This is a genomic window from Zhihengliuella sp., assembly GCF_031178195.1.
In the GTDB taxonomy this organism is placed as follows: Bacteria; Actinomycetota; Actinomycetes; order Actinomycetales; family Micrococcaceae; genus Zhihengliuella.
This window is the reverse complement of sequence record NZ_JAPSJL010000003.1, coordinates 221,600-234,021: the sequence shown is the minus strand read 5'-3', so window position 1 is coordinate 234,021 and position 12,422 is coordinate 221,600. Positions and strand designations below refer to the sequence as shown.

9 protein-coding genes are annotated in these 12,422 nt (G+C 70.6%); 6 read left to right on the top strand and 3 right to left on the bottom strand.

Features of this window, described 5'->3' with window-relative positions; all coding sequences use genetic code 11:
• Positions 1–341 precede the first annotated feature (341 nt).
• From RIN46_RS06100 to RIN46_RS06090, 3 genes are all read right to left on the bottom strand, one after another.
• Positions 342–980 (bottom strand): PH domain-containing protein, encoded by a 639-nt coding sequence (locus RIN46_RS06100; RefSeq protein ID WP_309080363.1) that lies wholly within the window; start codon positions 978–980, stop codon positions 342–344.
• Positions 981–1,058: 78 nt separating this feature from the next.
• Complete coding sequence (locus RIN46_RS06095) at positions 1,059–2,066, bottom strand: biotin--[acetyl-CoA-carboxylase] ligase (RefSeq protein ID WP_309080364.1); 1,008 nt, start codon at positions 2,064–2,066, stop codon at positions 1,059–1,061.
• Between the two features lie 96 nt (positions 2,067–2,162).
• Complete coding sequence (locus RIN46_RS06090; protein WP_309080365.1) at positions 2,163–2,996, bottom strand: SDR family oxidoreductase; 834 nt, start codon at positions 2,994–2,996, stop codon at positions 2,163–2,165.
• Between the two features lie 295 nt (positions 2,997–3,291).
• On the opposite strand from RIN46_RS06090, the gene RIN46_RS06085 reads away from it, so the two are divergent.
• From RIN46_RS06085 to RIN46_RS06060, 6 genes are all read left to right on the top strand, one after another.
• On the top strand, positions 3,292–4,896 hold the full coding sequence (locus RIN46_RS06085; RefSeq protein WP_309080366.1) for an acyl-CoA carboxylase subunit beta: 1,605 nt from the start codon (positions 3,292–3,294) through the stop codon (positions 4,894–4,896).
• 34 nt (positions 4,897–4,930) lie between these two features.
• Positions 4,931–5,161 (top strand): acyl-CoA carboxylase subunit epsilon, encoded by a 231-nt coding sequence (locus RIN46_RS06080; RefSeq protein ID WP_309080367.1) that lies wholly within the window; start codon positions 4,931–4,933, stop codon positions 5,159–5,161.
• 108 nt (positions 5,162–5,269) lie between these two features.
• A complete protein-coding gene (locus RIN46_RS06075; RefSeq protein WP_309080368.1) occupies positions 5,270–6,991 on the top strand; it encodes a DUF885 domain-containing protein in 1,722 nt (573 codons plus the stop codon).
• Positions 6,992–7,262: 271 nt separating this feature from the next.
• Positions 7,263–9,809, top strand: a complete 2,547-nt coding sequence (locus RIN46_RS06070) for a DUF222 domain-containing protein (RefSeq protein ID WP_309080369.1) — start codon at positions 7,263–7,265, stop codon at positions 9,807–9,809.
• Between the two features lie 240 nt (positions 9,810–10,049).
• Complete coding sequence (locus RIN46_RS06065; protein WP_309080523.1) at positions 10,050–11,438, top strand: dicarboxylate/amino acid:cation symporter; 1,389 nt, start codon at positions 10,050–10,052, stop codon at positions 11,436–11,438.
• A 279-nt stretch (positions 11,439–11,717) separates the two neighbouring features.
• Positions 11,718–12,380, top strand: a complete 663-nt coding sequence (locus tag RIN46_RS06060; RefSeq protein WP_309080370.1) for a TetR family transcriptional regulator — start codon at positions 11,718–11,720, stop codon at positions 12,378–12,380.
• The last annotated feature ends 42 nt before the right edge of the window (positions 12,381–12,422 follow it).

Sequence of the window (12,422 nt, the reverse complement as noted above, 5' to 3'; positions counted from 1 at the left end):
GATCCGTTGCGCTGCCGTGATCCGTCGTGGTCCGGATCTTCTCGTCGGCGTCGTCGGGCTCGGCGACGTGACGGCCGCGGTGGCCGCCGGGCGCCTCGACGATCCGCATCTGGAGGGTCGGTGGATCGGGATCCTCGCCGGCCGAGTAGGCGGTCTCCGCCTGGACCTCCTCGTCGTCGCGGAGACCGGTCCGGTGGTTGCCGGCGTGGTCATCGCCCGCCGGCCCCTGGACGGAGTCTGCGTGAGCCGCCGTGTCGGTACCGCTTTGAGATTCGCCGGACCCCGCTGCGTCGTCGGTCGGCGCCACGGCGGAGAACCACTCGGGGGTGGGCGGGTCCTGCTCAGGCATGACGCATCTCCATCCTTCGCTCCGCGCCGATGTCACGCGCGCGGCCGTGCCCGGGGACGCCGTCGCGCACATCGCCGTTCATGGCCCAGTCCATGCGGCCTTCGGACGAGCCCTCGTCTCCCTGGAATCCGACCCGGCGCGGAAGTGCCTCGATCGCTTCGAGCGTCAGCTCGCGCATGCGATGCACACTGGGCGTGTTCTTCAGGACCGTTCCTCCGTTCGAGGTCATCAGCACGAGGTGCCCTGCACCGCTGCCGCGCTGCATGACGGACTGCCTCACGACCAGTTCACGAATCAGGATGAGCGGGAGTTCCCGCTGCGCGCGCGCCGCGCCGCCGACGCGGATGATGATCCGCCGATTGGTGAGGCAGTAGCGGGTCCGGATCCAGCGCACGTAGGGCGTCACGGTCCACGCAAGGACGAGGAGCAGGCCCAGGCCGGCGATCCCCGGCTGGAGGATCGGCACCAGGTCGACGAGCCAGTCCGGCAGATCCTCCCGGGTCAGATAGCCCAGCCCGAAGCCGGTCGCCGCAATCACCAGCAGCATGAGGACCACCGGGCGGACGAGGACGCGTGGATGCTGCCGCGTCTTCACGATGACTCGCTCGGCGTCGCCCAACTTGAGCCGCATGCCGCCCCTCCTTCCACCGCTCGGGTGTCCTGCTCACTGGTCCGCGCGCGGCAGCCGGCCGGCACGGATCCAGTCTAGTCAGGCGTACCGTCCATCCGCTCGGCGCAGGTGCAGAACGTCCGCCGCGTGGACGGTTCGGCGCGCTCCGCCGGGAGTCTCGACGCCCAGCCCGCCGTCCAACCCGAGCTCGCGGGCCACGCCCTCGAAGCTCGAGCCGTCGGGCAGCTCCGCCCGAACCTCGCAGCCGAGGGTGGCCATGCGGTCCGCGACGGCGTTCCGAAGCCCGGCGACGCCGGACCCGGCACCCCCCGGCCGGGACCCCTCCAGGAAATCCCGGTAGCGGGCCGCGAGATGCTCCAGGTAGGCGACGAGGACCTCCGTGCCGCCGATGTCGTAGCCCGCGTGACGCAGGCTCGTGGCGGTCGGCACGGGCAGCTCCCCGGCGGTCAGGTCGACGTTGATCCCCGCTCCGACGACGACCCCGGGCCGGTCCTCCGGTCCCCCGCCGGGGACGAACTGCGCCAGGAGGCCGGCCAGCTTCCGCGGACCGCGCCCGGCGAGGCTCGCCTCGCTCCCGGCGTCGGCCCGATAGAGCAGCACGTCGTTCGGCCATTTGATCCGCGCGGTCGCCCCCAGCGACTCGAGGGCCTCCACGAGGCTCAGCGCGCACAGCATGGACAGCCAGCCGAAGGCCTCCGGCGGGAAGACGGCGGGCTTGAACAGCACGGAGACCGCGAGCGAGCTCCGGGGCGGAGCGCCCCAGTCGCGACCGAGCCGGCCGCGGCCGGAGACCTGGTGCTCGCTCGCGATCACGCTCAGATCCGCGGAGCCGCCGGCCGCCGCGGCGAGGTCGTCGTTGGTGGAGCCCGTCGAGTCCAGGACGGTCACGCTGCCCAGCGGCCCCGTCGGCCCGGCCAGCGCCTCGACGCGGGCCCGGTCCAGGGGCGTGCGGTCCAGGGGCGTGCGGTCCAGCGGCAGGCTCTCCAGGGGCGCGGGGTCCATCGCGGCACCGGCGGAGGCCCGGTCCGCCGCAACCGCCTGCGGCGTCGCCTGCCCCGCCGTCGTCTTCGGAGTCACTTCGTCCATGGAGCCAACCCTAGTGAACGAGACCCCGCTCAGGGCACCGTCGATGCCGGTCCGCGGGTCACCACGGAGACGTCGCAGTGCCGGCGGGGGCCGCGCTCAGAGGAAGATGTCCGGTACCAGCCGGTCCTCGGGGGCACCCAGGCTGTACTCGCTCAGATCGGTGACGCCGGCCTCACGCAGCACCTGCTCGTCCGTGAGGAACCTCCCGGTGCCGTCGGCGGCCGGGCGCGAGAGCACGGCCATCGCGGCGTCGGCGACGATGCGGGGCGAGCGGGCGGCCTGGACGATCCGCTCGCCGTCCGGCATGGCGCGGATGGCCGCGGTGTCGATCAGCGTCGCCGGCCAGAGCGAGTCCACCGCGATGCCCTCGTCCTTCAGCTCCTCGGCGAGGCCGAGCGTCGTCAGGCTCATCCCGTACTTCGCCATCGTGTACGCCAGATGCTCGCCGGCCCACTTCGGATCCAGATTCAGCGGCGGCGACAGGGTCAGGATGTGCGGATCGCGTCCGCTGCGCGCGGATTCGCGCAACGCCGACAGCGCCAGTTTGGAGAGGAGGAACGTGCCGCGCACGTTGATGTCCTGCATGAGGTCGTAGCGCCTCATCTCCACGTCGTCGGTCTTCGACAGGTCGATGGCCGAGGCGTTGTTGACGACGACGTCGATCCCGCCGAAGGCCTCGCGGGCCGCCTCGACGGCGCGGGCGACGTCGTCGTCGTTCCGGACGTCCCCGACGATCGGGAGGGCGCGGCCACCGGCCGCCTCGATCTCCGCAGCCGCAGTATGCACCGTGCCCTCGAGCTTCGGGTGGGGTTCGGCGGTCTTGGCGAGGAGGGCGACGTTGGCGCCGCGCGAGGCCGCGGCGAGGGCGATCGAGAGGCCGATTCCGCGGCTTCCGCCGCTCATGAGAAGGGTGCGCGATTTCCACTGCATGAGGCCAGCGTAACTGAGATCACAGCATAATGTTACCGGCGGGTAACCCCTCTGTTTCCCGCCCCGCAGCGGCGGGGTCGGTCGTCGAGACGCCCTGCCACCCGGGGCGGGAGGGCCAGCTGCCGGGGTAGCATTTTGTAGCTTTCCTACAGCGGGCCCCATCACCGCCCTCACTAGACTGACGTGGGTAGGCCGGTGGATTGTGCCCTTCCTACAGGGTCCGGCCGAGGCGACGGGTCGGCCCGACGCCCGAACGGCCGCGAACCGCAGGACAACCGAAGGAGCCTTCACCACGATGAGTGACGCTGAGAGCACGGTCGAGATCGACCTGAACACCACGGCCGGCAAGATCGCGGAGTTCCGCCGCCGACAGGCCCTCTCCCTGCAGCCGTCGGGCCCGGAGGCCATCGAGAAGCAACATGCGCGCGGCAAGGGCACGGCCCGCGAGCGCGTCCACGCCCTGCTGGACGAGGGCTCGTTCGTCGAGTTCGACGCCCTGGCGGTCCACCGCACCAGCGCCTTCGGCATGGACCGGAAGCGGCCCGTCGGCGACGGCGTCGTCTCCGGCTACGGCACCGTGGACGGCCGCCTCGTCGCGGTCTACTCGCAGGACTTCACCGTGTACGGCGGCTCCCTGAGCCAGGTCAACGGCGAGAAGATCGTCAAGGTCCAGGAGTTCGCCCTGCGCAACGGCTGCCCGGTCGTCGGCATCAACGACGGCGGCGGGGCCCGCATCCAGGAGGGCGTCGCCTCCCTGGCGATGTTCGCGGACATCTTCCGCAACAACGTGCACTCCTCCGGCGTCGTGCCCCAGATATCCGTGATCATGGGCCCGTGCGCTGGCGGCGCCGCGTACTCCCCCGCGCTGACCGACTATGTAGTCATGGTGGACAAGTCCAGTCACATGTTCATCACCGGCCCCGATGTCATCAAGACCGTCACCGGCGAGGAGGTGGACATGGAGACGCTCGGCGGGGCCCGCCAGCACAATGCCACCACCGGCACGGCCACGTACCTCGCCTCCGACGAGTCCGACGCCTTCGACTTCGTCCGCGAGCTCCTCGACTACCTCCCGTCCAACAACCTCGCCGAGGCGCCGCACCTCGAGTTCGACGAGGAGCTGGAGTTGAACGAGGCCGATCTGGATCTCGACACGCTCATCCCGGACTCCGCGAACCAGCCCTACGACATGCGGACGGTGATCGAACACATCGTCGACGACGGCGAATTCCTGGAGATGCAGTCGCTCTACGCGCCCAACGTGCTGATCGGCTACGCCCGCGTGGAGGGCCGCTCGATCGGCATCGTGGCGAACCAGCCCCTGCAGTTCGCCGGCACCCTGGACATCGCGGCGAGCGAGAAGGCGGCCCGGTTCGTCCGCAACTGCGACGCGTTCGGCCTGCCGATCCTCACCCTGGTCGACGTCCCCGGCTTCCTGCCCGGCAAGGACCAGGAGTTCCAGGGCATCATCCGCCGCGGCGCCAAGCTGCTCTACGCGTACGCCGAGGCCACGGTGCCGAAGCTGACGGTCATCACGCGCAAGGCCTACGGCGGGGCGTACATCGTCATGGGCTCCAAGAAGCTCGGCGCGGACATCAACCTCGCCTGGCCGACGGCGCAGATCGGCGTGATGGGCGCACAGGGCGCGGTCAACATCCTCTACCGGCGCGATCTCGCGGCAGTCGCTGCCGAGGGCGGCGACGTGGAGGCCAAGCGCACCGAGATCATCGAGGGGTACGAGGCCGAGCTGCTCAATCCGTACCAGGCCGCCGAGCTCGGGTACGTGGACGCGGTGATCGCGCCGAGCGAGACGCGCCTCCAGGTGGTCCGCGGCCTGCGTGCCCTGCGCGACAAGCACGCATCCCTGCCGGCCAAGAAGCACGGCAACATCCCGCTGTGACGCCCCGCGAGGCGACCGAGGACGGAGCATCATCATGACAGGCGAGACCAGCACGGCCGAGACGGCCCCCGTGGTCCAGGTGGTCCGCGGCAACCCGACGGCCGAGGAGCTCGCGGCGCTGACCGCCGTCGTGCTCTCCCTGGGAGGGAGTACGACGGCGGCGTCCGAGGAGCGGTCCACGCGTCGCCAGACGCTGCGGAAGCGGGTGCGCCACACCCGCCGGCTCCTCTCGATGCCGGGCGCCTGGCGCAGCGGACGGTTCTAGCCGGGGCCGCAATCCCGCGGTCCGTCCCGGGCCGGACCGCCGCAGCCCTCAGCTGAATTCCGCCGGGCGGGCCATTGTTCACTGAATCGTTCACGATAGGGTTGCGGTATGACCCAGAGCACTATTTCGACCGCGACGAACCGTGCAACCACGGCGATCGACGGGGTGGCCAACGCCTACTTCGACGGCCTGATCGAGCGCAATCCCGACTTCGCCACCACCCTCGGCCTCCCCGGCCGGGAGACCGAGTACGGCGACTACTCCCCCGCCGGGCGCGAGGCCGAGGCCGCAGCAGCCCGTGAGACCCTCGCCGCGCTCGACGGACTGGAACCGGTCGACGAGGTCGACGCCGTCACCCTGGACGCCCTGCGCGAGCGGCTCGGCCTCGAACTCGAGATCCACGAGACCGGCGTCGTGGAGCTGAACAATCTGGCCTCCGCCGCGCAGTCGATCCGGAGCATCCTCGACCTCATGCCGCAGGAGACCGCAGAGCACTGGGAGCACATCTCCGGCCGGCTCGCGAATCTCCCGCAGGCCCTCGACGGCTACGTCGAGTCGCTCCGCGACGCCCAGAGCCGCGGCCAGGTGCCGGCCCGGCGCCAGGTCGCGACCGTCATCGAGCAGACGCGCGACTACGCCAAGGACGACGGCTACTTCGAGCGACTGGCGCAGGACGCCGTCGTCGTGGACGGCGAGCTGCCGGCCGAACTGCGCGTGGAGCTGACCCGGAATGCCCGCGTCGCCGCCGAGGCCTACGACGGCTTCGCGGACTTCCTCGAAGTCGAGCTGCTGCCGGAGGCACCCGGGGAGGACGCGGTGGGCCGCGAGTACTACGCGTTGATGTCCCGCCGGTTCCTCGGGGCCGAGATCGATCTGGAGGAGACCTACGCCTGGGGCGTCCAGGAGCTCGAGCGCCTGATCGCGGAGCAGCGGGAGGTGGCCGAGACGATCAAGCCGGGAGCCTCGATCGAGGAAGCCAAGGAGCTGCTCGACGCCGATCCCGCACGCCAGCTCCAGGGCACCGATGCGCTCCGGGACTGGATGCAGGAGAAGTCCGACGCCGCCATCGCGGCGCTGAAAGACAGTCACTTCGAGATCCCCGAGCCGATGGACCGGCTCGAGTGCATGATCGCCCCCACGCAGGAGGGCGGGGTGTACTACACCGGCCCCTCCGACGACTTCTCCCGCCCCGGGCGGATGTGGTGGTCCGTGCCCGCTGGCGAGGACCAGTTCACCACGTGGGCGGAGACGACGACGGTCTACCACGAGGGCGTCCCGGGCCATCACCTGCAGATCGCCACGCAGACGCGGTTGAAGGGCCTCCTCAACAATTGGCGTCGCCACGCCTGCTTCACCTCCGGGCAGGCCGAGGGCTGGGCACTCTACGCCGAGCGGCTCATGCTGGACCTCGGCCACCTCGCCGATCCCGGCGACCACATGGGCATGCTGGACATGCAGCGGATGCGGGCCGCCCGAGTCGTCTTCGACATCGGCGTGCACCTGGGCCTCGAGATCCCGGAGCAGTGGCGCGAGGAGTTGCTGCCCGACGGCGGCGCCACCACCTGGACGCCGGAGGTCGGCTACGAGTTCCTCCAGAGGCACCTGGCCATCTCCGAGGGGCAGCTGAAGTTCGAATTCACGCGATACCTCGGGTGGCCCGGTCAGGCTCCTTCCTACAAGGTGGGTCAGCGCCTGTGGGAGGAGATCCGCGACACCCGGCGCGAGCGCGAGGGCGAGGCGTTCGACCTCAAGGCGTTCCACACCGAGGCGCTCGCGGTGGGCTCGGTCGGCCTGGACACGCTACGCCGCGCGTTGCTGCCCACCGACTGACGTCCGGCCGGCCCGGCATCGGACCGGACGCGAGGACAGCGAACGCGTTCACCCGCCATGGCTCGGGGTCGTGGGACAACGCTACGGCGGGGTACGGATGATTCCGTGCCCCGCCGTCGGCGTCTGGTGCCATGGCCCCCTCGCAGTCGGCTGGACCTGGCGCCGGCCCCTCTGCACCCCGTCACTTACACCCCGTCGCCTACACCCCGCCACTCGAAGAAACTTTCGAATCTGCATGGATCTTCTCGAAACTGTCTACTAAAATAGTGGTATGGCAGTTTCGGATCCGCTCGTACTGGGCATCGGGGATCTCGTCGTCACCATCGGTGAGGGCGCCTCGGTCGTGCCCGCGGGTCCCGCCGACACGTCGAGTGCTGCGTCGATCCCTGGTCCCGCACCCGTCAATGATGCGCGGAACGCTGGGTCGCAGAAGGCCGCTGCCCTCTCGGGTTCGGATGCGGTGGCGGGGTTGGCGGGTCGGTTCACTCCGGAGCGGCTGCTGGAGTTCTCGGAGGCGTTGAAGCGGTTCGGGGAGGCGCTGATGCTTCAGGCGGTCGCGGATCTGGATGCTCGGGACGCGGAGGTGATCCGGGCGGATCTGGCCGATCTGAGGCGCTCGTCGGAGGGGATGGCTGCCTCCCTGGGGACGGGCCGGCTCATCGAGCGGGCCCCGGACGAGGCGTTGGCGCAGCAGATCGCCCAGGTTCGGGATGTCTCCCGGTACGGTGCGGCCCGCGACGTGGAGCGGGCCCGGTTGCTGTGCACGGATCTGCCGGAGCCGTTCGAGGCCCTCGCGTCCGGTCGTCTGGGCGCCCTGCATGCACGGAACATCGTGGATCTGGCGGCGAGGATCCCGGCAGCGGACGTGCCCGTACCGGTCTCGAAGGATCCGGCCGCCCTCGAGGAGGCGGCGCGGCAGCGGGCCGAGGCCGGACGAGTCCAGCGTCAGCGTCGACAGGTCTTCTGCGCGGATGTACTCCAGCGGTCCGGGGGCAAGACGCCGGGACAGGTCGAGGGATTCGGGAAGCGGCGTCTGGAGCGGGAGCTCGGGGAGCCGTTCGCGGCCCGGCACCGCAGCGCGCGGAAGGGCCGACGGGTCGAGCTGCATCCGGAGGACGACGGCATGTGCTACCTCTCGGCCTATCTGCCGACGCTGGCCGGGGAGGCGATCATGCGCCGGCTCGAGGACTATGCCCGCCTCCAGCAGCAGACCCCCGCGCGCCATGAGACGACACCCGACGCCGATCGCACGGCCGCCCAGAGCGGCGATCACAGCTCGGTCCGGAGCGCCGATCGCACGGCTGCAGGCAGTGCGTCCTCCGGCGCTGCGGGCGACGAGGACGCCGACGGCGAGGAGCCGGAGCCGCGGACGCTCTCGCAGCTGATGGCGGACGCCCTCGTGGACGTGCTGCTCAACGGGCCGGCCGGAGCCGGGCTGGAGAACGTCGTCCCGCACGTGGTCCTGACCGTCCCGGCCGAGCTGTTCCCCAGCCTCGGCACCACCGCCCCCGAAACGACCAGCGAGGACACGACCGGCCAGGACACGGCAGGCGCCTCCGCAACGGCGGACGCCGGCTTGGCAGCAGAAGGCTCCGACGTTGCCGCGGGACCACGGGAGGGCGCCGGACGGGGGTGGGCGAACGGGTCGGACCGGCCGTACGGGTCGGAGAGCGCGAACGCGTTGGTTGGCTCCTATGGCCCAGCGGGCTCCGGTCCCGGAGCCTCCGCCGGCGATCAGTGCGCCGATGGTCTCACCGATGATCCTGCCGCGGTCGTTCCGTCCGGCTCGTCGCCGCCGACGGCGGAGCCTCCGACGGTGGTCCCGTCTGAGGCGGGGAACGCCTCGGGCCGGTGCTCCCGGCCGGTGCCGGTGGCGGAGGTCGAGCGGCTCGGACCGGTGGACCCGCACTCGCTGCGGCAGGTCCTCGGTGCGGCGCCGACGTGGACGCGGATCGTGACCGATCCATGGACCGGGGCGATCCGCGCCTTCGATCCGGAGGCCTACCGGCCCCCCGCCGCGGTACGGCGCGCCCTGGCCCTGCGGGACCGCACTTGCCGGGTCCCGGGGTGCGGGCGCCGGGCCACCGCGTGCGAGCCGGACCACATCCTCGAGTGGCAGCACGGGGGCAGGACCCGCATGGAGAACCTCGTGTCCCTGTGCAAGCGCTGTCACCGGCTGAAGTCCTGGGGCCTGATCACCTGCGAGATGACCCCCGGCGGGACCCTGACCGTCACCACCCACCTCGGAACGCCCACGACCACCTACCCCGATGCCACCTGGGCCGTCGACGGACCCACCAGCGCCCCGACCACCGGGCCGATCGCGAACGACACAGAGGGGGAGATCGCGAGCGAGACGGAACCGACCACCGACGGCTCAGAGGGCGGGACCGTCGCCGCGGAGGCGGCCGTCTCCGCGGCTGCGGCGGAGGAACAGACGACGGTTCGGGCGAACCGGTTCCCGGTACCGGCCCGTCTGGCCGGGTACATCAAGGCTTCACCACGCCCCTGGACCCCGGACCATCAGCGGATGCCGGATCCGACCCGCAAGGACGAGACCGGCGTCGACTGGGACACCGCCGACCTCGTCGTCGAGCCCGGCATCGGTACTCCGTTGCCCCTCTGGGGGCTGCCCAAAATCGACGCCGCCGACGTGGCCGATCCTCTCGGCTGGACCCGGCCCGAACCCGTCGTCCCCGAGCACCACGACGACAGCACCACCGGCCGGCCGAACGAGGACTACGAGAACTTCCTCGAACACCTCACCGCGGACCTCATGCGCGACCTCCTGGAGTACCTCGAACCCGCACCTTTCTGAACGAGGACACAGCGGGCCACGAGGCCGCAAGGAGCCTCCGTGGAACCGGCTCGCCGACGGGAGGGACAACCGGACGTCGATCACCCGAGCACAGCGCCGCGGAGGGATGCCCGCGTGACCCCTATCACCCGCGAGTCACGCCGCGTCATCGGCGCTTCATCTTTTGTGACCGTACTCCTAGCGTGGCTAGGCGTGAGCACTCAAACCTTCGAAACGCGCAAGCGGCAGCTGCCGCGCTGGATGACCGCCTTCGGTCCCCAGATCATTGCCGGCCTCATCCTCGGCATCGTCCTCGGCCTCGTCGCCAAGGCGACCGGCAGCACTGCCGACGAGCCCAACGCCCTCGGCCAGACCCTGCAGATCATCGGCTCCTCCTACGTGAGCCTCCTGCGCACCGCCGTCATCCCCCTGATCTTCTTCGCCATCATCGCGTCGATCGCCAACCTGGCACAGGTGACCAATGCGGCACGCCTCGCATGGAAGACCCTCCTCTGGTTCGCCATCACCGCGCTGATCGCCGTCGTCATCGGCATCGTGCTCGGAACGGTCTTCCAGCCGGGCAGTGGTACCGGCCAGACGGCACCGGAGGGCTACGACGGCAACACCGGCAGCTGGCTCGCCTTCATCGAGGGGCTCATCCCCGCCAACTTCCTGGGCCTCGAGGTCTCCGGCAAGTTCGACGCGGAGGCCGGCTCGGTCTCCAACCGGGTGAGCTTCAACGTCCTGCAGATCCTCGTGATTGCGATCGCGATCGGCATCGCAGCGCTCAAGGTCGGCAAGGCCGCCGAGCCGTTCCTGAACTTCTCCCGCTCGATCCTCGCGGTCATCCAGAAGGTCCTCTGGTGGATCATCCGGCTGGCCCCGCTCGGCACCATCGGTCTCCTCGGCAACGCCACGGCCACCTACGGCTGGGACACCATCGGCGCCCTCGGCAAGTTCACGGCCGCCATCTATGTCGGCCTGCTGCTCGTGCTCTTCGCGGTGTACCCGACTCTGCTCAAGCTCAACGGCCTCTCCGTGCGGAAGTACTTCGCCGGGGCGTGGCCCGCGATCCAGCTGGCCTTCGTTTCGCGCTCCTCGATCGGCACGCTGCCGCTCAGCCAGCGCGTGACCGAGCGCAACCTGGGCGTGCCGGCCGGATACGCCTCGTTCGCCGTCCCGCTCGGAGCAACCACCAAGATGGACGGCTGCGCGGCCATCTACCCGGCGATCTCGGCGATCTTCGTCGCCCAGTTCTTCGGCGTAGATCTCTCGATCATGCAGTACCTGCTGATCGTCCTGGTCTCCGTCATCGGCTCGGCCGCGACCGCCGGAACCACCGGCGCGACCGTGATGCTCACGCTGACGCTCACCACGGTCGGCCTCCCGCTCGAGGGCGTCGCCCTGCTGCTCGCCGTCGATCCGATCGTCGACATGGGCCGCACTGCGGTCAACGTCGCGGGCCAGATCCTCGTGCCGACGCTCGTCGCCAAGCGCGAGGGCATCCTCGACCACGCGACATACAACGCCGCCAACCCCCTCGACCCCTTCCAGGAGGACGACGCCGCGACCACGCTCGAGGTCGGCACGGAGCGCGACGACGAGCAGGTGCACGGCGCGGAACCCGCCACCGCGGGCCGCCCCTCCTAACGGGTACTGCACCCGAGAGGTTGCGCCCCAGTCCGCCGCCGAACCGACGGCCCGGCTCACCGGCCGGCGACTCCCCACCGGGAGTCGCCGGCCGTCGTCGTTCCAGGCGTCTTCTGCGTCGTCGTTCTTCTCGGCGTCGAGGAATCGCGACACCCGGACCAGCCTTCGGCGAGGCATCCCCGTGGGCGGCCGCGTGCCGGTGCGGGCCACAGGGCCGGCGCAGGCGGGCCGTCCGACCAACTTTGCACAGAGTGCAACTTGCACGTAGTGTAAGTTTCCATGCACGAACCATCGGCAGGAGCATCGCCCGAGGCGTCCGAACAACCGCCGGAGATGAACCGGCGCGAACAGAACAAGGCACTCACCCGCCAGGCCATCGCCGACGCCGCGCTGGACCTGCTGCGCACGGGCGGGGCGGACGCGCTCACCGCAGAGCGCGTCGCCGAGGCCGCGGGCGTCTCCCGCCGGACCTTCTTCAACTACTTCCCCACGCTCGAGTCAGCGCTGAACGTCCCGATGGAGGACTTCCTCAACGACGCCCTCGCCCACATGGCCCGCCTGCCCGCCGGTGTCCCGGTGGCCGACGCCGCGCTCCGCGCCATGCGCGAGTCGGTCGACGATGAAGCGCTTCGGCCCGTCGCAGAGCTCTTCCTGCTCTCCATCGACAACCCGCAGCTCGAGCGCCTGCAGCTGTCCTCCTGGAACGACTGCGCGGAGCGGGTCCTGTCGATCATGCGTGAGGTCTCGGACGCGCCCGAGTTGATCACCGCAGCGTTCTCGCATGCCCTCCTGGGCACGGGCCGTGCGGCCTTCCTCTACTGGCGGTCGGCCCTGAACGGCGATCTCTCCCCTGCTTCCCTCGCCGAGCTCAAGCAGTGCATCACCGAGGCGCTCGGCCAGCTCCGCGACGGCTTCCCCGCCTTCGTGCACGCCCCGCGCTAACCGGACGACGACGCCGCGGCGTCGGGAGCGCTCGGCGCCCCA